This is a genomic window from Rhodococcus sp. P1Y (genome assembly GCF_003641205.1).
Taxonomy (GTDB): domain Bacteria; phylum Actinomycetota; class Actinomycetes; order Mycobacteriales; family Mycobacteriaceae; genus Rhodococcoides.
Map to the genome: position 1 here is coordinate 4,962,027 of NZ_CP032762.1, position 24,356 is coordinate 4,986,382.

Below are 24,356 nucleotides of genomic sequence, written 5' to 3' on the forward strand. Positions count from 1 at the left end.
TAACGACACTGGGCATCTCGTCAGACCTACTTGCTGACTGTCTTGCGAGTGACGTTGACCTGCTCCTGGCTGACCTCGTCGGGGTTCAGCGTGTCCGCCTCTGCCTCGTTGACGACGCGGTTGCCCTCGGAGTCGAGGAAGCCTGCCTTGAACTTCTCGGTCGCCTCGGTGAGTGCCTTCTGCGCGTCGTCATCGAGAGCCTTGCCACCGGCAATGCTGTCGTAGACGCCGCTTGCATTGCGGTGCAGGTCCTCGAGCAGCTCGGTCTCGAAGCGACGGACGTCGCCTACGGGAACGGAGTCGTACGTGCCCTGGCCGGCAAGCCAGATCGAGATGATCTGATCTTCGACGGCAACCGGTGAGTACTGGTCCTGCTTGAGCAGCTCGACCAGACGTGCGCCGCGCTCGAGCTGAGCCTTGGAGGCCGCGTCGAGGTCGGAGGCGAACGCCGAGAAGGCTTCGAGCTCACGGAACTGCGCCAGTTCGAGGCGAAGTGATCCGGAGACCTTCTTCATGCCCTTGGTCTGCGCAGCGCCACCGACTCGGGACACCGAGATACCGACGTTGATGGCGGGACGAACACCCTTGTTGAAGAGGTCCGACTCGAGGAAGACCTGACCGTCGGTGATCGAGATGACGTTGGTCGGGATGTAGGCCGAGACGTCGTTGGCCTTGGTCTCGATGATCGGCAGAGCCGTCAGCGAGCCGCCGCCCAGTTCGTCGGACAGCTTCGCCGAGCGCTCCAGCAGACGGGAGTGCAAGTAGAAAACGTCACCGGGGTACGCCTCGCGGCCCGGCGGGCGACGCAGCAGCAGCGAGATGGCGCGGTACGCCTCTGCCTGCTTGGTCAGGTCGTCGAACACGATGAGGACGTGCTTGCCCTGGTACATCCAGTGCTGGCCGATGGCCGAGCCGGTGTACGGAGCGAGCCACTTGAAGCCGGCCGAGTCGGATGCGGGAGCCGCGACGATGGTCGTGTACTCGAGTGCACCCTGCTCTTCGAGCGCAGCCTTGACGCCTGCGATCGTGGAGCCCTTCTGGCCGATGGCGACGTAGATGCAGCGAACCTGCTTCTTCTCGTCGCCGGACTCCCAGTTGGCCTTCTGGTTCAGGATGGCGTCGATGCAGACGGCGGTCTTGCCCGTCTTGCGGTCACCGATGATGAGCTGACGCTGTCCGCGGCCGATGGGCGTCATGGCGTCGATGGCCTTGATACCCGTCTGGAGCGGCTCTTCCACGGGCTGGCGCTCGAGCACCGAGGCTGCCTGCAGCTCGAGTGCGCGGTTCTCGCTGGACTCGATGTCGCCCAGGCCGTCGATCGGCTGTCCGAGGGGATTGACGACGCGGCCGAGGTAGCCGTCGCCGACGGGCACGGACAGGACGTCGCCCGTTCGCTTGACTTCCTGACCTTCTTCGATGTGCTCGTAGTCACCGAGGATGACGGCACCGATTTCGGTGGCATCCAGGTTGAGCGCAACACCGAGAACGCCGCCGGGGAATTCCAGCAGCTCGTTGGACATCGCCGACGGAAGACCGGACACGTGGGCGATTCCGTCGCTCGTGTCGGTAACCGTGCCGACCTCCTCGCGGGAGGACTCCGGTGAGTAGCTCGCGGTGAAATTCTCGATCGCGCTACGGATCTCGTCGGAGGAGATCGTCAGCTCCGCCATATTTTTTCCTGCTCTTCCTTCAATGATCGCGGTATTAAAGGCTTCGAAATTTCGAAACGCTTCTTCGTCAAGACTGGGGGTGCCTTGGCCGGACTACTTGAGTGTCTTTCGCAGTGCAGCGAGGCGTCCTGCCCCACTACCGTCGATGACCTCGTCGCCGATTCGAACAACGAGTCCGCTGAGCAGTTCGGCGTCGACCTCTACGTGAACGGTCACTGGCTTGCCGTATGTACGCGTCAACGTCGCAGTCAGCTTCTCGAGCTGGCTGTCGCTGAGTGGCGCTGCACTACGAACGTGTGCCACTGCCCGGTCACGAACCTGGGCTGCCAGCCCTGCCAGCTCGTCCAGAGCGTCGGCCGGGGCCGACTTCCGCAGACGACTGACCGTTTGAATCGCCAATGCCTCGGTGACCGCAGTCACCTTGCCGTACAACAGCCGTCCCAGCAGCTCGCGCTTGGCCTGAACGGGCTTGCCGAGATCCGACAATGCCTGTTCGAGCTGCGGATTGGCTGCAACGATGCGGCCGAGGCGGAACAGCTCGTCCTCGACGGTGTCGAGCTGATCCTGATCGGCTGCGGCGCGAAGCAGAGCTTCACGACCCAGAACGACGAGCGAGTTCAGCAGATCCGATGCCTTGGACCAGCTCTCCGTGACTGCGGTCTTCAGGACCTTCGCGGTGATCTCGGATACCTGTCCGGCGAAGAGTTCCTCCGCCAGCGCGCTCCGACGTTCCGCGGAAACCGAGGCGTCGGACAGCGCGGTACGCAACGTGCGCTGTCCGTCGAGGGTCTCCACGACAGCGAAGAGCTCGGCTCCGGTCTGCGCCGCAGCGGCAGTTGCCTGCCCTGCCTGCGCAGAACCGAGCGCATCGTTCGCAACCGAACGCGTGCGGTCAAGAGCCTCACGAGAAGTTGCGTACATGGTTATCTCACTTTCCCGCTGCAGAGTCAGCGGTGACGGAGTCGAGTTCGCTCAGGAAGCGATCGATGGAACCGGCGCGCTTCGCCTCGTCGGACAGCTGCTCCCCGATGACCTTCTCGGCCAGTTCCACTGCTGTACGTCCCAGATCGCTACGGAGCTCCGTGATGATCTGCTGACGCTGAGCTACGAGCTGGTTGTGGCCTGCGGCCACGATCCGGTCGCTCTCTTCCTGCGCCTTCGTCTTCAGTTCGGCGAGAATGGCCTGCCCCTGGGTGCGCGCTTCCTCACGGATCTGCGCAGCCTCGGAGCGAGCGTCGGCAAGCTGCTTCTGGTACTGCTCGAGAGCAGCCTTGGCTTCTGCCTGTGCTTCTTCGGCCTTCTTGATGCCGCCTTCGATCAGATCGCTGCGCTGCGCCAGAACTTCCTGGAACTTCGGAAGGATGTACTTCCAGAAGACGAAGCCGATGACAGCGATGCAGACCGCAGACCAAACGATGTCGTATGTCGCGGGGAGGAGAGGATTGATGTCCTCGCCTTCTTCCGCGGCCAAGAACGCGATGGTGGTTGCCATATCGGATTAACCGAACAGGAAGCCGGCGACGATACCGATCAGCGCGAGCGCTTCGGTGAACGCGATGCCGAGGAACATGTTGGTACGGATGGTGCCCTGGAGCTCCGGCTGACGCGCGATGCCCTCGATGGCCTTGCCGACCACGATGCCTACACCGATGCCAGGTCCGATGGCTGCGAGGCCGTAACCGATTGCGCCGTAGCCGCCACCCGTAACGGTGGTCTCGGTGACTTCCTGTGCCAGGTACGCGAGGCTCATTTGATTTCCGTTCCCTTTCTGTTGCCCATCACCGGACGGTGCGTGGGTCAGGTAGATCTTGGTCGTGCGGTCTAGTGGGAGTCGGCGTGCAGCGCGAGATCGATGTAGACCGCGGTCAGCAGTGCGAACACGTACGCCTGCAGTCCGATGACAAGCATCTCGAACAGCGTGAAGCCGAAACCGGCCGCCAAGGAGAAGATGCCGAAGATCTTCATGCCCGCTGCGGCCTGGAAGAAGAAGAACTGAGTCGCGCTGAAGAACAGCACGAGCATGAGGTGACCGGCCAGCATGTTCGCCATGAGACGGACGGTGAGCGTGAACGGACGGAGGATGAACGTCGAGATGAACTCGATCGGAATCAGGATGATGTGCAGGGCCCACGGAACGTCGGGGACCACGACACTGCTCTTGACGTACTTGAAGAAGCCGTACTTCTTGATGCCGACGTAGTTGAACGTGACGTAGGCAAGGGCGGCAAGCACGAGTGGCATACCGATTCGCGCGTTCGGCGAGATGTTCAGGAACGGGATGATTCCGGAGAGATTCATGAACAACACGGCGAAGAAGATCGTCATGATGATCGGCAGGAACCTCTTGCCCTGTTCCTTGCCCAGAATCTCGTCGGCGATCTGCACCTTGACGAAGTCGAGCATGTACTCGACGACGTTCTGCAGACCCCGCGGTACAACCTTCGGCCCGCGCATCGCGACAGCGAACAGCACGACCAACACGAGGGTCATGAGAATGCGAATCAGCATCAGCCGGTCGAGTTCGAAGGGTGTGCCTTCGAACAACACAGCGGGAGGAAAGAAGTCGGATAGTGACGGCGGGTGGAACTCCGCAGCCAGGTTGGTGACGCTCAGCGGTCTCTCCCGTGTTCGGGCCGCAGACGCCAAACGACTGCGGTTCGATCGGACATTGACGATCTATCAAGTCGACGATATCGGCTCGAGGTCGTCAGCAGCTGAGGCCTGGTCTTCATCGGCCAGCGTCTGTCGGGTGTCGGCGACTCACGTCGACTCGGTAACTTGTCGGGCGCGCATGTAGTGAAACTCACGCCACTTCGGTTACCTGCAAGGGCTTCTTGCTCGCGATATGTCCCATTCGCGGCAGTCCAACCCTCACTTGTGCGGAACTTTATCAACACAACTACGACGTTGTGTAGGTGGGGCCACTTCTTGACCGATTACGACCGGTCGTCGTACTACGCACCGTCGGACTCTGCGCTGCCTGGCGCATCATCCACGTACGGCGCTTTGGTACGCACCACACCGTAGACCTCGGCGCCTAGGACGAGTACCAACGCCGCGACGACGACAAGGGCCAGAGACTTCTTGCTGTAGAAATCCATGTCCTTGAGTACGGCCAGTACTACGACCGCCAACAGCATCTTGACGATCCAACCTCCGAGCAGCACGGCGCCCGCCATGGTCGGAGGAAATTTCGACGTGAGCGCTATGGACAGCGCCGTGGTCAAGATGAACCCGCCGCCGAGTGCGGCCCCGATGAGAGCACCCCACAACCCAGGCAGGCCGGCAACCAGCGTCGCGACGACGGCACCCAGCACGGTGAGCACCACCAGCCCGATGATGCCGTAGCGAACTGCCGCACGCATCGAGTCGGATTGATCGGGCACCGGTGTAGGAGAGAAGCTCACAGACGCACAGACTACTTTGTCGTGTCCGACTTCACGTTCGACGGCCTCGGCGACCAGCGCGCCTGGCACTGCGGCGTTGACGCGCCATGTCGAGCCGGATCGACGGCACTGCCGTCACCACCAGGGCGAATACGAGGCCAGCCGCAACGAGGAGAACGACGATGCGCCGGTCGAGCAACGACGAGCCCACGGCACCGAATGCGAGAACCCCGACCCACAGATAGATGACGAGGACGACTCGGCGATGCGAGTGGCCGATCTGAAGGAGTCGGTGGTGCAAATGCATCTTGTCCGGGCTGAACGGGCTCCGGCCCGCGCGTGTTCGTCGAATGACGGCCAGCAGCAGATCGAGGATCGGAATGAACATCACCGCGCCGACCAGCAGAAGGGGCGACAGCAATCCGAGCAGGTCACGTGGGCCGTACGCAACCAGGGGAATGCGACCCGATGCGCTCGTGGCCACCGTCGCCAGCATCAGACCGATGAGCATCGAACCCGAATCACCCATGAAGATCCGCGCGGGCTGAAAATTGTGAGGCAGAAAGCCCAGGCACGCGCCGGCCAGCGCAGCTGCGATGACTGTCGGGGGGTAGATGCCGACATCACCGCCCTGCTCGTGCAGCAAACCCACCGAGAACACACAGATCGCAAGTGATGCGATGAATCCCAGCCCAGCGGCAAGGCCGTCGAGCCCGTCGACGAAGTTCATCGCATTGACCATCACGACCGTGACGAGGACGGTCACCAGCCCGGCCTGCAATTGGTCGAGGACGACGGTGTAACCACCGTCGGACCACGGAACGTAGACGATGTACCAGCTCACACCCATGACGACGAGCACGCCCGCCGCCGTGACCTGGCCGACGAACTTCGTAAGGGCGTCGAGACCCCATCGATCGTCGATGATGCCGACCGCCACGATGACGAAGCCCGCGACGAGCGCCGCCGGTACATCCTGGTTGTACTCGGAGTCGAAGCCGCGAGCGAGGGCGGGCAACTGCGACGCGAACAAGAGTGCGATCAGCATCCCGAGGTACATACCTGTACCGCCGAGGCGCGGCGTGGGTGTCACGTGCACGTCGCGTTCACGGGGAGCAGCGACTGCGCCGAACTTGATGGCGAGAACCCGCACTCCGCCGGTGGCGAGGAACGTCACGACCGCTGCCGTCAGAAACACCAACAGCAGCTCGCGAATCGGGACGCCTGCACCCTGACCGGATTGTGCGATGACCTCTACTGTCATGCGCGCGGGTACGCCGGCTTGCGCGACACGAGCGCCCTGACCTCGTCCTGGACCGCTGCCAACTCGGAATCACCTGTCGTCGTTCCGGCCTCGGCCGCCGCCGCGCGCGCGACCAGAGATCCGACCGCCGTCATGTCGGCTTCGTCGAACCCCTGCGTCGTCAGGGCAGCAGAGCCGACACGGATGCCCGATGCCACAGCCGGCGGCGCCGGGTCGAACGGGATGGCGTTCTTGTTGAGGGTGATTGCGGCCGATGCGCACCGCGATTCGGCGGCCCGACCGTCGACGCCGAGATGTCGGAGGTCGAAGAGGGCGAGGTGCGTATCGGTCCCACCCGACACCGCACGCATTCCCGCATCGACCAGCGACGCCGACAGGGCACGCGCATTGGAGACCACTTGGGCCGCGTAGCGGCGGTAGTCCTCTGTAGCGGCCTCACGAAACGCCACGGCTTTGGCAGCCACCGTGTGCATCATCGGCCCGCCCTGAGTGAACGGGAACACCGCTTTGTCGATGGCCTTGGCATGCTCGGAACGACACAGGATCATTCCGCCCCGTGGTCCACGGAGAACCTTGTGGGTGGTTGCGGACACGACGTCCGCATACGGAACCGGTGACGGGATCGCTTGCCCTGCAACCAAACCGATGAAATGCGCTGCATCGACCCACAGGATTGCGCCGACCTCGTCGGCGATTGCTCTGAACGCGGCGAAGTCGATCGCTCGCGAGTACGCCGTCGCGCCCGCCACGATGATCCGCGGCCTGTGCACCAGCGCGAGTTCGCGCACCTCGTCGTAGTCGATCAGTTCGGTGTCGCGCCGCACGTGATACGGGACTGGAGTGAACCATTTGCCCGAGAAATTGACGATCGATCCGTGTGTGAGATGGCCGCCATGCGGCAAGCTCATCGCGAGAACTGCGTCGCCGGGCTGTGCGAAGGCTGCGTAGACAGCAAGGTTGGCGCTCGCTCCCGAGTGCGGTTGCACGTTGGCGTGGTCGGCGCCGAAAAGAGCTTTCGCACGCTCGATCGCGAGGTTCTCTGCCGCGTCGACGACCTCGCACCCGCCGTAATAGCGGCGACCAGGATATCCCTCGGCATACTTGTTTGTCAGGACACTGCCCTGGGCCGCGAGCACCGCGGGTGACGCCAGATTTTCACTCGCGATGAGTTGCAGGCCGCCGCGTAGCCGCTCGAGCTCGCCGATCAGCACGTCGGCGATCTCGGGATCCGTCGACCGTAGTTCGCCGAATTCGGCGCCGAAGAACTCGTGTTGCGTCACTGAGCCGAGCTCCCCTGCATGAGACTTTCGGTGGTCACCCCGAGCACCTCGGCCACAGCCTCTGTCGCGACCGCGCCTGCCCGCAAAATCTTCGGTTGGTCCGACGTGAGATCCACGATCGTCGACGCTAGTGCGTGCTCGGCCGGACCGCCGTCCAGATACACAGACGCCGACCCGCCCAGCTGGTCTCTTGCCTGGACCACCGTCGTCGCAGGCGGCTGACCCGAGATGTTCGCGCTCGACACAGCAAGGGGACCGACCTCGCGCAGCAGCTCGAGAGCAACCGGATGCAGAGGCATACGAAGCATGACGGTTCCTTGTGCGTCGCCGAGATCCCAGGCAAGCGACGGCGCCTGCTGCACGACGAGACTCAACGCGCCCGGCCAGAAGGCCCTGATGAGATCTCTCGTCCGCGGCCTGACGCTTCCGACGAGTCCATCGATCGTGTTCCACGAACCCACCAGCACCGGCACCGGCATGTCGCGGCCACGTCCTTTGGCGCGAAGCAGATCCGTGACGGCGCCACTGTCGAAAGCGTCTGCCGCGAGACCGTAGAGCGTGTCCGTCGGCATGACCACAAGACGGCCCGACTTGAGGGCGCCCCTGGCCGCGGACAAACCGGCTGCTCGGGAGTCGGCGTGCTGGCAGTCGTAGACGGTACTCACCCCCTCATCTTGTCACTTCCGTCTCGAAGGACAGTGGACGGCTCGTCCGGTGCGTCGCCTGTGTCCCTCGGTCAGCTGTCGGCCGAAACCGCTCGTGAGGCGACGACGAACCGCGGGCGACCGGACAGGTCGGGGTGCTCCACGACATCGGTGAACACCCGTCGCTTTTCGAACAGTGCCGCGACCCGATCGCCGTGCGAATCGTCGTGTTCGACACCCACTCCCCCACCGACGCCGAGCCACCGCGCGATATTGCCGATCATCGGCTCGATAACCGACAGTCCATCGGTTCCGCCGAAGAGCGCGAGATGCGGATCGTGATCGATCACCTCGGGTTCGAGTTGAGCGCCCTCCGGGATGTACGGCGGATTGGACACGATGACATCCACTCGCCCGTCGAGTTCTTTCAGCAACTCACGATCGGTGACATCGCCGTGATGGAGAGTGATTGGAGTGTCGCCTCGTTCAGCTCTCAGGTCAGCGTTGCGACGCGCCCATGCCAGCGCGGAGGTGTCCAGTTCGACAGCGTGGACCTGGGCGTCGGGGCGTGCGTTGGCGAGAGCCAGTGCGAGCGCCCCCGAACCGGTACACAGATCGAGGACGACCGGCGGCCGGTGATCCACGCCCTCCAGAAACGCGAGCGCCCATCCCAGCAGCAGTTCTGTTTCCGGCCGAGGCACGAAAACACCCGGCCCGACTTCCACGTCGATGTTGCCGAGCGCGGTGGTTCCAGTGATGTACTGCAACGGAATCCGCTTTGCACGCTGTTCGATGGTCCGGTTGTACGCCTCGATAACCTCGGGTTCGACGAGGGGAACCAAACCGAGTCGTCCACGCTCGACGCCGACGAGATGCGATGCAAGCAGCTCCGCATCGACCCGGGCGCTGGGCACTCCAGCGGCCTCGAGTGTCGCGGTTGCTTCCAGAATGGCCAGACGAAGCGGTTTACGAGTCACCCGTACAGCGTGCCACGAGGGACCGACGTCAAATTCGCTTCAGCAGCTCGGACTTCTTGGTGAAGAACTCGTCGTCGGTCAAGATGCCCTTGTCGTGCAGCGAGGCGAGAGCCTCGATCGCCGAGGTGATCTCGCCGATGTTCAGCTGGCCGGCGTTCGGTGGAGGCCCGGGGTTCTGGGCGGCACCGGAGTTCTGGGCAGGACCAGGGTTCTGGGCAGGACCAGGGCTATGCGTTGGTTCGGACTGCACCGGGTCGACCAAAGGAAGACTGGCCGCGGTAAAGGTGCCGTACTGGCTGGTGAACTCGAGCGACCCTGGACCGCCGCCCTGTTGCTGCTGCACCCCGCCAATCGAGTGGTCGAGAGTGTCGTAGACCGCCAGGCGACCCCCGACGAGTACCGCCAGGCGCTTCGAACTCGGGAAGTAGGCATACTGCGACCCGTTCTGACCACCACTGGAACTTGGACTCCCCAGCTCACCGGGCCACCACGAATTGCCGACGCCGGTCGTGGAGTTCTGTGCGGGCGGGTACACCTGATTCTTCGCCAACACGTCAGACAGATCTCGGCACAAACCGTCGACACGAGCTTTGAGACCGTGGTCGAACATGTTGCCCACCATGGTCATACCGCCGCGCATCCATTGCCCACCGCCACCGAGCTCGCCGATATTGAACTGAGCCATCGACCCGCGGCCCGCGTTGACTGCGTCGAGCATCGTTCGAACGGCCGAGGTGGACACGCCGTACCTGCCGGCAAGTTCGTTCACCGCATTCTCGCCCGCGGGCGTCAATTCCTGGTACACGTTTTCCCCCTTCATGCGGCTACGCCGCCCGTGCGTGCGTAATTACCGCGGAACGTAACTACGCACTCACGGGCGCCGAAGGCGCGTTATTCAGCCTGCATCCGAGCATCACGATCAGCCTTGCCCAGTGCGTCGAGCAATGGGTCGAGCTCGCCGTCGAGCACAGCGTCCAGGTTATGCGACTTGAACCCGATGCGATGGTCGGTGATGCGGTTCTCGGGGAAGTTGTACGTGCGGATGCGTTCGGAACGGTCGACGGTCCGTACCTGACTTGCGCGACCGGCCGATGCTTCCTCGTCGGCCGCTTCCTCGGCCGCAGCCTGAAGCCTGGCCGCGAGCACCTGCATCGCACGCGCCTTGTTCTGCAGCTGCGAGCGTTCGTTCTGACAGGTGACGACGATTCCCGTCGGAAGGTGAGTAATGCGTACAGCGGAGTCGGTCGTGTTGACGCCCTGGCCGCCCTTGCCGGACGAGCGGTACACGTCGATGCGGAGATCCGTCTCGTCGATCTGGACTTCTTCGACCTCCTCGGGCTCCGGGTAAACCAAAATCCCGGCGGCGGATGTGTGCACGCGGCCCTGAGATTCCGTCACGGGCACGCGCTGAACCCGGTGCACGCCTCCTTCGAACTTCAATCGAGCCCACACGCCGTCGAGCGAGTTCCCCTTGGCCTTGATGGACAGCGTGGCGTCCTTGTACCCACCGAGATCGGACACGTTGGCGTCGAGAACTTCCACACGCCAGCCACGACGCTCGGCGTATCGCACGTACATCCGTGCGAGGTCCGCCGCGAACAGGGCTGACTCCTCCCCGCCCTCACCGGATTTGACCTCCATCACGATGTCGTCGCCATCGTGTGGGTCGCGCGGAGCAAGCAGGTCGGCCAAAGTCTGTTCGAGCGTCACCACAGTCTGCTCGAGCTCGGGAATCTCCGCTGCGAACGACGCATCGTCAGCTGCCAATTCGCGCGCTGCCACCAGATCGTCCTGCGCCGAGACGAGCTTTCCGTGCACCGACATGATCGGGGCGAGCTCCGCGAAACGCTTTCCTGCGCGGCGAGCCGCAGCCGGATCGTTGTGCAGGGACGGGTCGGCGAGTTGCTGCTCGAGACCCGAGTGTTCGGCCAGAATGTCGTCGATGGCCGACGGTTTCGTCGTCCTCGCCATTGGTGCGCTCCGCTCGATTGAAAGAAGACCAGGAAATAGACGACGCCCGCCCTGTAGACATCACAGGGCGGGCGTCGGGAGAGCAGCTAGCTGTCGGCTTCGGCCTTCTTGGCAGCGCGCTTTCCGTAGCGAGCCTCGAAGCGTGCGACGCGACCGCCGGTGTCGAGAATCTTCTGCTTGCCCGTGTAGAACGGGTGGCACTGCGAGCAGACCTCGACGTTGATGCGATCTTTGTCGGTGGTGCTGTGCGTCTCGAAAGTATTGCCGCAACCACACACAACCGTGGTGAGTGTGTAGTCGGGGTGGATTCCTGCCTTCATGGTGTCCCTTTCAGATGGTCGCCGGGTCGCCCTCGCCGATCGAGAGCGTGAACCGGAACCGGACTCGGCCGTTCAGTATGCCAGAGAGTGGGTCTGACCTGCCAATCGCAAGTCATTCCCGTCCGACAGGGGTTTCAACACAGACACCTGTCGGCTTGTTCCCGCGTGAGGCGCTTCGCGCATGTGAACGGAAATACATAGCAGGCTGTGTATTTCCGTTCACATGCGCCGAAGGCGCCTGTCAGTCGTCGAGCGCGCCGGGCGCGGTCTTCGACACCTGGATCAGGAACTCCAGGTTGTTCTTGCTCTTCTTCAAACGATCGACAAGCAGGTCGATTGCCTGATGCGAGTCAAGGCCGGACAAGACGCGGCGGAGCTTGTGCACCACAGCTGCCTCGTCGGGGCTGAGCAACAACTCGTCGTGACGGGTGCTCGACGGGTTGATGTCCACCGCGGGGAACACGCGACGCTCGGCGATCTTGCGATCGAGCTTGAGCTCGGCGTTGCCGGTGCCCTTGAACTCCTCGAAGATCACGGTGTCACCGGTGGAGCCGGTCTCGACCATCGCCGTGGCGATGATGGTCAGCGACCCACCGTTCTCGATGTTGCGAGCAGCACCGAGGAAGCGCTTCGGCGGGTACAGCGCCGTCGAATCGACACCACCGGACAGGATTCGACCCGACGCGGGTGAGCTGTTGTTGTACGCACGGCCCAAGCGGGTGATCGAGTCGAGCAGGACGACTACGTCCTGACCAGCTTCGACGAGGCGCTTCGCGCGTTCGATAGCGAGCTCGGCGACAGCGGTGTGATCGCCGGGAGGACGATCGAATGTCGAGGCAATGACCTCGCCGTTCACCGAACGCTGCATGTCGGTGACTTCTTCCGGTCGCTCGTCGACCAGAACCACCATGAGGTAGCACTCGGGGTTGTTCACAGAGATCGCATTGGCGATGGCCTGCAGAACGCTCGTCTTACCGGCCTTCGGCGGACTGACGATCAGCGCGCGCTGTCCCTTACCGATCGGCATCACCAGGTCGATGATGCGTGTGGTGAGGATGTTCTGCGTGGTCTCGAGGCGCAACCGCTGGTTGGGGTAGAGCGGCGTCAGCTTGTTGAACTCGGGACGCTTGCGTGCAGCGTCCACGTCTCCGCCGTTGACAGTGTCCAGACGGACCAACGGGTTGAACTTCTGACGCTGGTTCGACTGCTCACCCTCGCGAGCAACCCGCACTGCGCCCGTGATGGCGTCACCACGACGAAGTCCGTTCTTACGGACCAAGTTCATCGAGACGTACACGTCGTTCTGGCCCGCCAGGTAACCGGACGTCCGGACGAACGCGTAGTTGTCGAGAACATCGAGAATGCCCGCCACCGGCTGCAACACATCGTCGTCGCGGATCTCGGGCTCGCGCTCGTTTCCGCCGCCACCTGCGCCGCCGTCTCCACGGTCGCGCCCACGACGACGCTCACGGAACCGACGACCCCGACGTCCGCGGCCATCGCCGTCGTCCTCGCCGTTGTCACGGTTGTCCCTGTTGTCGCGAGGGCCGTTGTTGTTCCGGTCGTCGCCGCGATTGTCGTTCTGGCTCTGATTGCGGTTCCGGTTGCCCTCACCACGGTTGCCATCGCCACGGTTACCTTCACCGCGGTTGCCTTCACTCCGGTCACTGCGGCCTTCACCACGGTTGCCGTCGGCGCGATTACCTTCGCCCCGGCCGCTCTCGCCACGGTTGTCGCGCGTGCGCTCACCGCGGTTGTTGTCTCGATTGCGCTCGCGACCACCGTCGGAACGGTTGGAGTCACCGTCGGAGGATTCGGAGCGGCCAGCCGAGTCGCCGCGGTTGCCCCGCGGACTGTCGTTGCCTTCGGCAGAGTTTCGCGTGTCGCGCTCTGCCCGGCTGCGTCGGGGGCGTTCGCCTGCACCCGAACCATTGTCACCGGCGTCTGTACCTGCGGATTCGGCGACGGGAGCAGTCTCAGGTGCGGCCTCGACCGCTGCCTCGTCGAGAGGCAGCTGGTCCGATGCACCGGCTCGACGGCCGGCTGCACGACGACCGCGGGTGCGACGCGGAGTCTCGGCCGCATCGCCAGTGCTCGCGTCCGCATCGGGATTCGCGACGGGTGTCTTGGGCGCTGTTGCCTCGGCCGGCGCAGTCGCCGGTTCCTGGGCTCGCGCCTTGTCTACTGCACTGCTCTTGTCTGCTGCGCTGCTTTTGTCCGCCGCGCTGCGTCGAGGGGCTTTGGGTGCATCGGTTGTCGCCGACGCTCCACCACCTTGACGTGCTGAGATTGCGGCGATCAGGTCGCCCTTGCGCATACCGGAGATGCTCTTGATACCGAGTTCGCCCGCGAGACTACGCAGCTCGGTGAGCACCATTCCGGACAGGCCAGCTCCGCGACGGGTCTTTTCGGGCGCAGAGATCAGTTCCGTATCGGTCACGGAGGTCCTTTCCTTCCCTCGCTCGCAGTCTGCGCAGCCAAGGGTTCGTTCCGTAGCTCGAATTTCTTTCGAGCACGGATATTGCCGTCAACGGTCGAACTACTTCCGACGGACGAGCGGCCCCGTATCCGCAGTACTGCGGAATGGGATCCAAGCCAGGAGCATCATCCGACCCGGACGTGATTCCCCCGAATACGATGACGTGATTGCCCTGGTGAAGAACGGCGTCTGAAGCGCACGATGTACGGACGTCCCTCACAATAGCGTCGAATCTCGCGGTCGGCAAGAACCGGCTACCGGTGAGTCACTGTACGTCCGCTCGCGTCGCAGTTCCTCAGTAGGTGCTGACCCCATCGGCGACCTCGAGTTCCAGAACCCGAATCCCTTCGCTCGTCGCCTCTTCCTTCAGATCGGTCGGGAACGGCTCGGTGCACAACGCAAGCACGGTCGGGCCCGCACCGGACAGCACGGCGGCGATTCCGCGAGCGCGCAGTGACGTGATCCACTTCGTCGCCGACGGCAGGGCGCTGGAACGCTGCCCCTGATGAAGGAGATCCTCGGTCGCCGGAATCAGAAGATCCGGACGTTGGGTGAGAGCGACGACTGCAAGCGCACCTCGGCTCACGTTGAAAGCAGCATCGCGATGCGGCACCAACTCGGGCAGAAGGCCCCGCGTGTGCGAAGTCGACGACCGTTCGGCGGGAACAAGAGCGACGACGTGTATGTCGGGGTGAACCGGCAACCGCACAGCCGAGTAAGTCCGTTGCGTCACGCTTGCGCTGGCCGGTTCGCTCCACGACACGACAGCTCCGCCGAGGACGCTCGCCGACGCGTTGTCCGGATGTCCCTCGAACTCCGACGACAACTGAACCAACTGCTGATCGGTGAGCGACAACGACGGATCGAGCTTGGCTGCAAGAGCATTCGCTGCCGCCAGTCCGCCGACCACCGCCGAGGCCGAGGATCCCAGCCCGCGCGAGTGCGGAATAACGTTGCGACACACGACATCCAGGCCGTCCGCCCACACACCGGCCGCTTCGAGCCCGCGTTCGATCGCTCGTACCACGAGATGCGCTGGGCCCCAAGGGACGTCGTCGGCACCTTCGCCTTCGACGTGAATGCTGAGCCCCGACGCCGTCGTGGTGACACTGATCTCGTCGTACAGCCCGAGCGCGATCCCCAAGGTGTCGAACCCTGGACCGAGATTGGCACTCGATGCGGGAACACGCGCCGTGACCGTCGAACCCAACGGCAGTGTTGTCGTCATGGACTGGGACTCTGCCACTAGACCAACTCGAGTGCAGATGCCACTGCAACAGGGTCGACCGGAATCGGCTCGACCACCGGCATTCCCGACAGAGCTGTGTCGGGGTCCTTGAGGCCGTTTCCGGTCACCGTGCACACGACCCGAAGGCCGCTGTCCAGCCAGCCTTCCTTCCGCGCTGCGAGCAGACCTGCGATCGACGCCGCGGACGCAGGCTCCACGAAGACACCCTCGGACTTCGCCACCAGGCGGTAGGCCTCGAGAATTTCCTCGTCGGTTGCAGCCCGGAACGCACCGTTGGACTCTTCCTTGGCTGCGACAGCACCGTTCCACGACGCAGGCGACCCGATACGAATGGCGGTCGCGATGGTCTCCGGGTTCGACACCGGCGCACCATGGACGAGTGGAGCGGCCCCGGCAGCCTGGACACCGAGCATGCGGGGCTTGATCGTGGTGAGTCCGTCACGGAAGTACTCCGAGTACCCGCGCCAGTAGGCCGTGATGTTCCCCGCGTTGCCGACGGGAAGCGCGTGGACGTCCGGCGCGTTGCCGAGTGCGTCGCAGATTTCGAATGCTGCGGTCTTCTGGCCCTCGATGCGCACCGGGTTCACCGAGTTGACCAAGCCGATCGTCGGGAACTCGGCAGTCGTCTTCCGCGCGAGTTCGAGGCAGTCGTCGAAGTTGCCCTGGACCTGAATGATCTTGGCACCATGCATGACGGCCTGGGCAAGCTTGCCCATCGCGATCTTGCCCTGAGGTACCAGAACGGCACATCCCATGCCCGCCTTGGAGGCATACGCTGCCGCCGACGCCGAGGTGTTACCCGTGGACGCGCACAGAACCGCCTCCTGGCCACGTGCCAGCGCGTCGGTCACGGCCATCGTCATGCCGCGGTCCTTGAACGAACCCGTCGGGTTGAGCCCTTCGACCTTGAGGTGGACCTCGCAGCCGGTGAGCTCGGACAGACGCTCAGCGTGAATCAGCGGAGTCCCGCCCTCGAGCAGCGTCACTGTCTTCCAGTTCGGGCCGATTGCGAGACGATCGCGGTATGCCTCGATCAGTCCGGGCCACGGGGTGTGCACGGTCATTTATGTGCCTTCCAATCTCAGAACACTGGCAACAGAGGTGACGACGTCGAGTTCGTCCAACGCCGAGACGGTTTCGGACAGGGCGGAGTCGGCGGCAAGGTGTGTCACGACGACCAGACGGGCCCCGTTTTCGGAGCTTTCTTCCTGACGGACCGTGGAGATGCTGATGTCCCGTTTGGAGAACTCGGCGGCCACGGTCGCGAGAACGCCTGTCTTGTCGGCAACCTGCATGCTCACGTAGTAGCGAGTGAGGATGTCTCCCATAGGGGCGATCTTCAGCTTCGCGTACTTCGACTCCAACGGGCCGCGGCCGCCGTAGAACTTGTTGCGCGCAGCCATGACGAGGTCGCCGAGCACAGCGGACGCAGTCGGCGAGCCGCCCGCTCCTTGCCCGTAGAACATCAGGCGCCCAGCAGCTTCGGCTTCCACGACGACGGCATTGAAAGCACCGTTGACCGTGGCAAGAGGATGATCGTGCGGAACCAGAGCCGGGTAGACGCGCGCGGAGATCCGCTCTTTGCCCTTGGGAGTCGTGATGCGCTCGCAGATGGCAAGCAACTTTATGGTGCAGTCGAGCGAACGTGCCGTTTCCAGATCCGCAGAGGTGATCTTGCTGATGCCTTCTCGGTACACATCGCTCGCAGTAACGCGGGTGTGGAACGCGATCGAGGCAAGAATCGCGGCCTTGGACGCAGCGTCGTAGCCTTCGACATCCGCCGTCGGATCGGCCTCGGCGTAACCCAATCGTCCAGCTTCGGCAAGAGTTTCGGCGTAGTCGGCGCCGGTCTCGTCCATCGCCGACAAGATGAAGTTCGTTGTGCCGTTGACGATTCCGGCCACCTTGTTGACGCGGTCGCCAGCGAGAGACTGCATGAGAGGACGGACGACGGGAATTGCGCCTGCGACCGCAGCCTCGAAATACAGGTCGGCACGGGACTTCTCGGCCGCCTCGTTGAGTTCGCCGGTGTACTCGGCCAACAGTGCCTTGTTGGCCGTGACGACGGACTTGCCCTTCTCCAGGGCGGCGAGGATCAGCTTGCGAGGGACATCGATGCCGCCGAGCACCTCGACGACGATGTCGACGTCGTCACGATCGACCAACGAGGCCGGATCGTCGGTGAGCAACGAGGTGTCGACTCCGCGCTTTCCATCGACCCGCCGCACCGCGATCCCGCGGATCTCGAGCGGTGCTCCCACCCTCGCGGCGAGATCTTCTGCATTCTCGGTGAGGATTCGGACGACTTCGCTTCCGACGTTCCCGAGTCCGAGAACGGCGATTCCTATCGGCTTCGTAGTCATGGCTGCACCTCCAAGCTGAGCAGGTCTTCGAGTGTCTCCCGGCGCAGGACGAGCCGAGACTTTCCATCTTTCACTGCGACGACGGCCGGTCGCGTCAGTAGGTTGTACCGACTGGACATCGAGTAGCAGTAGGCTCCCGTCGCCGCGACGGCGAGCAGGTCGCCCGGGCCGACATCGGCAGGCATCCAGGTGTTCTTGATGACGATGTCGCCGCTCTCGCAATGCTTTCCGACGATTCGGGCGAGCACGGGGGCATCCTGAGACGACCGCGACACCAGCCTGCAGTCGTACTCGGCCTGGTACAGCGACGTGCGAATGTTGTCGCTCATACCGCCGTCGACGCTGATGTAGCGTCGCGACGTCCTGGCGTCGACGGTGACGTCCTTGATGGTGCCCACCTCGTAGAGGGTCACCGTGGTCGGTCCGACGATCGCGCGGCCCGGCTCCACGTCGACGTTGGGTACGGGCAAGCCGACCCGGGTCGACTCGGTAGCCACGATGGACCTCAGCTTGGCGGCCAACTCGGCGATCGGCGGAGGATCGTCGCTCGGAATGTACGAAATCCCCATTCCGCCACCGAGATCGATCGTCGCGATCTGCGATGTCTTGTCGACGCCGAACTTCGACACGACGTCGCGCAGCAGACCGACGAGCTTGTGCGCAGCGAGTTCGAACCCGTCGACCTCGAAGATCTGAGAACCGATGTGACTGTGCAGGCCTACCAGCCGTAGGTGGTCGGTCGCGAAGACTCGCTCGATGGCCTCCAGCGCAGAGCCGTCCGCAAGTGAGAACCCGAATTTCTGATCCTCGTGCGCGGTCGCGATGAATTCGTGTGTGTGCGCCTCGACCCCGACAGTGACTCGGACCAGAACGTCCTGGACCACACCGTTGTCGGCGGCGACCGAGTCGAGTCGGTCGATCTCGATCATCGAGTCGAGGACGACGTGTTCGACTCCCGCACGGACTCCAGCGATCAGCTCGTCAACCGATTTGTTGTTGCCGTGCATGGCAATTCGCTCGGCGGGAAATCCGGCTGCGAGCGCGATACCGAGTTCGCCGCCCGAGCACACGTCGAGTGAGAGCCCCTCGTCGGCGACCCAGCGAGCGATCTCGCCGCACAAGAACGCCTTCGATGCGTAGTGCACGCGAGCGGGATCACCGAACGCCGCGGCCATTTCCCGTGCGCGGGTCCGGAAGTCGTCTTCGTCGATCACGAAGAGCGGAGTTCCGTACTCGGCAGCGAGTTCGGTGACGGACACTCCCGCCAACCTCACGACGTCGTCCTCGCCACGTTCTGCGTGTGCCGGCCAGACGTGAGCCGGAAGCGTCGTCATCTCCTGAGGCGATGCCGGACGCTCGGCGAGACCGTCCTTTGCCTGTACGTCCGCGTGTTTGGGGCCCGCCGGGTGCGCGCTCACATGCGCTCCGGTGCACTGACGCCGAGCAGGGCAAGGCCGTTGGCCAGCACCTGTCGAGTTGCGTTGCCCAACGCCAATCGCGCGGTGTTCACTGGTCCCGGCTCCTCGTCTCCTTGTGGAAGTACCCTGCATGCGCCGTAGAACCGATGGTAGGCACCGGCCAACTCCTCCAGATACCGCGCGATCCGGTGGGGTTCCCGCAGTTCGGCGGCGCTGGCCACCACTCGCGGGTACTCCCCGATCGTCCTGATCAGTTCACCCTCTTGATCCTCGGTGAGCAGACCGAGGTCGGGGTTGTCGGCGCTGATGCCGAGTTCGGCGGCATTGCGTGCAAGCGACGCCAGCCGGGCGTGCGCGTATTGGACGTAGTAGACCGGGTTCTCATTGCTTGCGCTCGCCCACAGTTGCAGGTCGATGTCGATGCTCGAGTCGACCGAGGACCTCACCAGAACGTAGCGAGCGGCGTCGACACCGATGGCCTCGACGAGATCGTCGAGGGTGATGACGGTCCCGGCCCGCTTGCTCATCTTGACCGAGACACCGTCGCGCACCAGGTTGACCATCTGCCCGATGAGGACCTCGACGGTGTTCGGGTCGTCACCGAAGGCAGCAGCCGCGGCCTTGAGGCGACCGATGTATCCGTGGTGATCGGCGCCGAGCATGTAGATGCACAGGTCGAACCCGCGCTGACGCTTGTTCTGGAAGTAGGCGATGTCCCCGGCGATGTAGGCGGCGTTTCCGTCGCTTTTGACGACAACGCGGTCCTTGTCGTCGCCGAAGTCAGTGCTCCGCAGCCACCAGGCGCCGTCCTCCTCGTACAAGCTTCCCGAGTTCTTCAGGAACTCGACACTCTTTTCGACGGCACCGGACTCGAACAGCGAGTTCTCGTGGAAGTAGACGTCGAAATCGACGCCGAACTCGTGCAGGTTCTTCTTGATCTGGTCGAACATGAGCTCGACGCCGATCGACCGGAACGTCTCGGCCTGGGCGACCTCCGACATCCCGAGAACCTCGGGGCTCTTCGCCACCACTTGCTGCGCGATCTCCTCGATGTACGCGCCCGCGTAGCCGTTCTCGGGGGCCGGCTCGCCCTTCGCCGCTGCGATCAACGAGCGACTGAACCGATCGATCTGCTCACCGTGGTCGTTGAAGTAGTACTCGCGTACCACCTCGGCCCCCTGGGCCGAGAGGATTCGGCCCAGTGCGTCGCCGACGGCAGCCCAGCGGGTGCCACCGAGGTGAATCGGACCCGTCGGGTTGGCGGAGACGAACTCCAGGTTGATCTTCGTGCCCTGCAGCGTCGCCGCCGAACCGTAGGCCGAGGCCTCAGCGATCGCTTGCGCCACGATGACACCTTGCGCGTCGGCCGCCAAACGAATGTTGAGGAAGCCCGGACCTGCCACTTCGGCACTGGCGATGGACGGCTCTGCCGTCAACGCCTCGGCGAGCCACCCTGCGAAATCGCGAGGGTTGGCGCCCGCCTTCTTCGCGATCTGAAGGGCGACGTTCGTGGCGTAGTCGCCGTGTTCAGGGTTACGTGGACGTTCGACCGTCACCTTTTCAGGTAGTACGGACGCGTCGAGACTACGGTCGGCGAGCACCGTTGCAGCGGTCGCACGCAGTAGTTCGGCAAGGTCGGCGGGAGTCACAGGTGTCCATCCTATGGTCTCGAGCGCAGCCAGTTGCCATCGACGTACCCGGCCCGCGAACTTGTCTCCACCGCGACACCTCAAAGCGTGCGCTCAGCTAGGGACCGTACAGTAAGGGCGCTCTGCGGTCGCGTCGGAAATGGATCGCGGAAACATTCGTACAGCGCGTGCGCCCAGGGCGCACCTCCGACAACCGAAAGAGCGACGACAGCGATGCCCACGGGTTCCAATACCGGCGGTCGAGACAACAAATCGGCAGCCAAGGCCAACAAGGCGATCAAAGCAACCAAGAAGAAGAGTGGCGTCCCCGCCACCAGGAAGTCCGGCGTACCGTCCGGGCGACAGATTCCATGGTTTGCCATCGGCGCCGGAATCATCGTCGTCGGCCTCATCGCTGTCCTGGCCATCAATCTGTTCCCCAAGTATCAGGATCGCGCCGAAGCACAGCGCTGGGAACCGAGCGAAAGCAACCAGGATCCGTCGACGGCTATTGCCGATGTAGCTGTCCAGGAGTACCCGGCAGCCCTGCACGTGGCGCCGACACAACGCGTTGCGTACGACCAGAGCCCTCCCTTCGGTGGACCGCACGACGCGACGTGGGCAACGTGCACCGGCATCGTCTACCCGGACGCGATCCGCACCGAAAACGCTGTGCACTCGCTCGAACACGGCGCCATTTGGATCACCTACAACCCGGACGAGTTGTCCGAGGACCAGATCAACACGCTGGCCGACAAGGTCGACGGTGAGACCTACACGCTGATGTCCCCGTACCCGGGCCAGGACACCCCGGTGTCGCTGCAATCGTGGGGCCACCAGCTCAAGGTCGACAGTGCCGACGACGATCGCGTCGACCAGTTCATCTCGGCGCTGCGACTCAATCGGTACCAGTACCCCGAGGTCGGCGCGAGTTGCGCGACGGTCCCCGGCGGCGGCTTCGATCCCGACAACCCACCGCCCTTCGACGCTACGGCGCCCGGTGCGGATGCTGTTCCGATGGACGGCGGCGGCATCACTCCCGACGCCAGCGAGACCGGGGCCGCGGGCGGCCTCCCCGCTGGCCTTCCCTCCGGTCTTCAGCTCCCGAGCGACATGCAGATCCCAGCCGGTGTTCCGGCGCCGGCCCCCGCTCCGTGATGGCGGTCGACAGAGAACGAGCGAGAATCGGCAGACCACAGCTGGTGGCGCTGCTGGCTCTCGGCGTCGTTGCCGCCGTGGCCATCGGGTTCGCGCTGGGTTTCCTGGCCCGAACCACTGTCCTCGGCGGCAACGATTCGAATCCGGCCGCGGACTCGGTGGATGTCGGCTTCGCACAGGACATGTCGGTCCATCATCAGCAGGCGATCGACATGTCGTCCATCGCGATGACCAATGCCGTCGACCCGCTGGTGCGGAATCTGGCGTTCGACATGCTGACGTCGCAGCAGAACCAGGTCGGCCAGATGCAGGGTTGGTTGGCGATCTGGGACCGCGCCGCCGTCGGATCCGACGGATACATGGGGTGGATGTCGGCCGACGAGCATGGGCACTCGATGTCGTCGATGGCGAACGACTCCGGCGGTCCCGTCGCCGCCATGCCAGGAATGGCCTCGACGGACGAACTCGCCGCGTTGCGACAGGCAACCGGTCCTGCCGTCGACGTCATGTTTCTGCAACTGATGCTTCGCCACCACGAGGGTGGACTGTCGATGATGGAGTACGCATCCGATCACGCCGAGACACCTGCGCTGAAACAATTGGCGGCGAAGATGATCTCCACGCAGCAGGGCGAATCGACGCTCATGACCCAGATGTTGACCGAGAAGGGCGCCCAGCCGCTCTGATGCGGCTTCGCCGCCCGTGAGTGGGTAATGACAGAGGGACGTAACTACGCGCGCACGGGCGGCGAAGCCGCAAAACCAGGTGCGGTTTCAGGTGACAGTTGCAATGCGCTAGTCTTGGAGCCGCCCAACAGGCACGCCGAATTTTGTTCGTTCGGCGGGCCCCCGTAGCTCAGGGGATAGAGCGTTCGCCTCCGGAGCGAAAGGCCGCAGGTTCGAATCCTGCCGGGGGCACACATATCTGCGTGACGGTGCAAGAATTACCCACGTGTCCGACGCCGAATTCGATGATGCCGAACTCGACGACGTCGCTTCCGAGTTGTACGCACACGATCCGGCCGAGTTCGTCACTGCCCGGAAGACCGCCGCAGCAGCAGCCAAGGACGCCGGGAATCGCGCACTGGCGACGGCGATCGGCAAGTTGCGCAAGCCCACCACCGTCGGGTGGATGGTCAACCTTCTCGTCCGGCACGAGCCCGAGGACATCGCGGACCTGTTCGATCTCGGCGACCGACTGCGCGACGCTCAGCGACGTTCCTCGACAGGCGATCTGCGGGAATTGTCCTCCGATCGCCAGAAATCGATTCGCGCATTGACCGCCCGCGCCGTCGACATCGCTCGTGAGCATGGCCGCTCCGCCACCGACGATGCTGCGCGCGAGGTCGGCCAGACTCTGGGTGCGGCCCTGGCTGATCCCGAGGTAGCCGAGCGTGTGCGCGGTGGCCGTGTCGTGACGGCCGAATCGTACAGCGGCTTCGGCCCGGCTGTGCTTGCGTTGGCGCCGGACCCCGATGCATCTCGACCTGATGCATCTCGACCCGGCGTATCCGAACCCGACGCCTCCGAGGAGGATCCCCGTGATGCTGAGGCACTTGCCGAGGCCGAGCGGGATCTCGACGACGCACGCCAGGACGAAGACGCCGCACGCGAGCAGGCCGAGTCAGCGGCAGCAAGCGCTGAAGAGGCGGCTGCGCGGTTGTCCGAGATAAAGCAGAAGTTGACGAGCCTGCGCGCCGAACTGCACGAAACCGAAGCACTCGAAGCAGACGCGCGAAAGAACGAGAAGTCGAGCGAGCGTGAATCTCGCCGTCTGCGAAGGATTCTGACCGACGCGCAAGCGAGGACGGCGGAACTGGAGAAAACGACGAAGAAACTTCGGAGCTAGCGTCCGCACAGGTACGTGTTCAATTCAGCTGCGCCGGTGAGCATTGCCCGACCGCGTTGCGACAACCCGTTGTGCCAGTCGGTCAGTACGCCCCGAAGTGGCTCGATACCTCCCGCGGTTCGTATTTCGGACAGAATCGGCTCGATCTGTTCGAGAAGGTAGCCACCTCTCCTCAGCTGGCGGGTCACCTGGGCGTCGCGCACGGCGCTCGCGGTGTAGAGGCGATAGCCGGTCTGCCGATCGCGTATCGGTCGAATCAGGCCAGCGCGCTCCCACTTTCGTAGGGTCGCCGGCTCGATTCCCAGCTTGTGCGCGAGTGGTCCGATGAACATGCCGCTGGGCTCAGCATGCCGTGGGCTCGGTGACGCGAGCTCGGCAAGCGCCCTCTCGACAGCTCGGAGGGTGCCGCGATCTTCGAGCAATCGGGCGTGAGCGTCGTCGATGATGCTCAACGCCTCGTCGAGGTTTCCCGCGTTCACTGCGCGCATGATCGACGTCGACGCCTGATGACCATGGCCGGGAATCAACGCCAGAAACGAACGGAGGGCCTGCGCGTGCAGCGCTGTGTACGTCCGGTAGCCGGCGGCCGAGCGCTCGGCGGTGGGCAGAACTCCCGCGTCCTCGTAGTTTCGTACCGCCTGGGTGGACAGCCCGTGCTCGCGCGCGAGGTCGACCGGACGAAGGTGTTGAGGGTTTTGCAC

23 protein-coding genes and 1 tRNA gene are annotated in these 24,356 nt (G+C 63.9%); 4 read left to right on the plus strand and 20 right to left on the minus strand.

What is annotated here, in order from left to right:
• Positions 1-26: 26 nt before the first annotated feature.
• The 19 genes from atpA to argS form a co-directional block, all read right to left on the minus strand.
• Positions 27-1,670: a F0F1 ATP synthase subunit alpha gene (gene atpA, locus D8W71_RS22820; protein WP_121116839.1), complete on the minus strand. Its 1,644-nt coding sequence runs from the start codon at positions 1,668-1,670 to the stop codon at positions 27-29.
• A 93-nt stretch (positions 1,671-1,763) separates the two neighbouring features.
• On the minus strand, positions 1,764-2,591 hold the full coding sequence (locus D8W71_RS22825; RefSeq protein WP_121116841.1) for a F0F1 ATP synthase subunit delta: 828 nt from the start codon (positions 2,589-2,591) through the stop codon (positions 1,764-1,766).
• Positions 2,592-2,598: 7 nt separating this feature from the next.
• Entirely contained in the window at positions 2,599-3,162 is a 564-nt protein-coding gene (locus D8W71_RS22830) for a F0F1 ATP synthase subunit B (RefSeq protein ID WP_121116843.1), read from the minus strand.
• Between the two features lie 6 nt (positions 3,163-3,168).
• Positions 3,169-3,420 carry an ATP synthase F0 subunit C gene (locus D8W71_RS22835; RefSeq protein WP_019667280.1) on the minus strand — a complete coding sequence of 84 codons (252 nt, stop codon included), beginning with the start codon at positions 3,418-3,420 and terminating at the stop codon, positions 3,169-3,171.
• 71 nt (positions 3,421-3,491) lie between these two features.
• Positions 3,492-4,217: a F0F1 ATP synthase subunit A gene (atpB, locus tag D8W71_RS22840; protein WP_121119789.1), complete on the minus strand. Its 726-nt coding sequence runs from the start codon at positions 4,215-4,217 to the stop codon at positions 3,492-3,494.
• 407 nt (positions 4,218-4,624) lie between these two features.
• Positions 4,625-5,077: a hypothetical protein gene (locus tag D8W71_RS22850; protein WP_121119791.1), complete on the minus strand. Its 453-nt coding sequence runs from the start codon at positions 5,075-5,077 to the stop codon at positions 4,625-4,627.
• A 31-nt stretch (positions 5,078-5,108) separates the two neighbouring features.
• A complete protein-coding gene (locus D8W71_RS22855; RefSeq protein ID WP_121116845.1) occupies positions 5,109-6,320 on the minus strand; it encodes a glycosyltransferase family 4 protein in 1,212 nt (403 codons plus the stop codon).
• Positions 6,317-7,600, minus strand: coding sequence for a serine hydroxymethyltransferase (glyA, locus tag D8W71_RS22860; protein WP_121116847.1), 1,284 nt, complete (start codon positions 7,598-7,600; stop codon positions 6,317-6,319). Before glyA ends, D8W71_RS22855 begins: the two co-directional genes overlap by 4 nt.
• Positions 7,597-8,265 (minus strand): L-threonylcarbamoyladenylate synthase, encoded by a 669-nt coding sequence (locus D8W71_RS22865; protein ID WP_121116849.1) that lies wholly within the window; start codon positions 8,263-8,265, stop codon positions 7,597-7,599. The genes glyA and D8W71_RS22865 overlap by 4 nt, the downstream gene beginning before the upstream one ends.
• 71 nt (positions 8,266-8,336) lie before the next feature.
• Complete coding sequence (prmC, locus tag D8W71_RS22870; RefSeq protein WP_121116851.1) at positions 8,337-9,221, minus strand: peptide chain release factor N(5)-glutamine methyltransferase; 885 nt, start codon at positions 9,219-9,221, stop codon at positions 8,337-8,339.
• Between the two features lie 28 nt (positions 9,222-9,249).
• On the minus strand, positions 9,250-10,026 hold the full coding sequence (locus D8W71_RS22875; RefSeq protein ID WP_121119793.1) for an SHOCT domain-containing protein: 777 nt from the start codon (positions 10,024-10,026) through the stop codon (positions 9,250-9,252).
• Between the two features lie 86 nt (positions 10,027-10,112).
• Positions 10,113-11,192, minus strand: coding sequence for a peptide chain release factor 1 (prfA, locus tag D8W71_RS22880; RefSeq protein ID WP_121116853.1), 1,080 nt, complete (start codon positions 11,190-11,192; stop codon positions 10,113-10,115).
• Between the two features lie 86 nt (positions 11,193-11,278).
• Positions 11,279-11,512 carry a 50S ribosomal protein L31 gene (gene rpmE, locus D8W71_RS22885; RefSeq protein ID WP_121116855.1) on the minus strand — a complete coding sequence of 78 codons (234 nt, stop codon included), beginning with the start codon at positions 11,510-11,512 and terminating at the stop codon, positions 11,279-11,281.
• 241 nt (positions 11,513-11,753) lie between these two features.
• Complete coding sequence (gene rho / locus D8W71_RS22890) at positions 11,754-13,952, minus strand: transcription termination factor Rho (protein WP_201265167.1); 2,199 nt, start codon at positions 13,950-13,952, stop codon at positions 11,754-11,756.
• A 334-nt stretch (positions 13,953-14,286) separates the two neighbouring features.
• Positions 14,287-15,219, minus strand: a complete 933-nt coding sequence (gene thrB / locus D8W71_RS22895) for a homoserine kinase (RefSeq protein WP_121119795.1) — start codon at positions 15,217-15,219, stop codon at positions 14,287-14,289.
• Positions 15,220-15,236: 17 nt separating this feature from the next.
• Positions 15,237-16,304 carry a threonine synthase gene (gene thrC / locus D8W71_RS22900; protein WP_121116859.1) on the minus strand — a complete coding sequence of 356 codons (1,068 nt, stop codon included), beginning with the start codon at positions 16,302-16,304 and terminating at the stop codon, positions 15,237-15,239.
• The gene (locus D8W71_RS22905) at positions 16,305-17,603 is read right to left on the minus strand and encodes a homoserine dehydrogenase (protein ID WP_121116861.1); all 1,299 of its coding nucleotides are present in this window, start codon (positions 17,601-17,603) and stop codon (positions 16,305-16,307) included. It lies immediately after the preceding gene.
• Complete coding sequence (lysA, locus tag D8W71_RS22910; protein WP_121116863.1) at positions 17,600-19,021, minus strand: diaminopimelate decarboxylase; 1,422 nt, start codon at positions 19,019-19,021, stop codon at positions 17,600-17,602. Before lysA ends, D8W71_RS22905 begins: the two co-directional genes overlap by 4 nt.
• The gene (argS, locus tag D8W71_RS22915; protein WP_121116865.1) at positions 19,018-20,670 is read right to left on the minus strand and encodes an arginine--tRNA ligase; all 1,653 of its coding nucleotides are present in this window, start codon (positions 20,668-20,670) and stop codon (positions 19,018-19,020) included. Before argS ends, lysA begins: the two co-directional genes overlap by 4 nt.
• A 213-nt stretch (positions 20,671-20,883) precedes the next feature.
• On the opposite strand from argS, the gene D8W71_RS22920 reads away from it, so the two are divergent.
• From D8W71_RS22920 to D8W71_RS22935, 4 genes are all read left to right on the plus strand, one after another.
• Positions 20,884-21,807, plus strand: coding sequence for a DUF3105 domain-containing protein (locus D8W71_RS22920; RefSeq protein WP_121116867.1), 924 nt, complete (start codon positions 20,884-20,886; stop codon positions 21,805-21,807).
• The gene (locus D8W71_RS22925) at positions 21,807-22,493 is read left to right on the plus strand and encodes a DUF305 domain-containing protein (RefSeq protein ID WP_121116869.1); all 687 of its coding nucleotides are present in this window, start codon (positions 21,807-21,809) and stop codon (positions 22,491-22,493) included. The genes D8W71_RS22920 and D8W71_RS22925 overlap by 1 nt, the downstream gene beginning before the upstream one ends.
• Positions 22,494-22,651: 158 nt before the next feature.
• Positions 22,652-22,724, plus strand: a tRNA-Arg gene (locus tag D8W71_RS22930).
• Between the two features lie 34 nt (positions 22,725-22,758).
• The gene (locus D8W71_RS22935) at positions 22,759-23,655 is read left to right on the plus strand and encodes a hypothetical protein (protein WP_121116871.1); all 897 of its coding nucleotides are present in this window, start codon (positions 22,759-22,761) and stop codon (positions 23,653-23,655) included.
• Here D8W71_RS22935 and D8W71_RS22940 read toward each other — a convergent pair.
• Positions 23,652-24,356, minus strand: coding sequence for a TioE family transcriptional regulator (locus D8W71_RS22940; protein ID WP_201265168.1), 705 nt, complete (start codon positions 24,354-24,356; stop codon positions 23,652-23,654). The genes D8W71_RS22935 and D8W71_RS22940 overlap by 4 nt on opposite strands.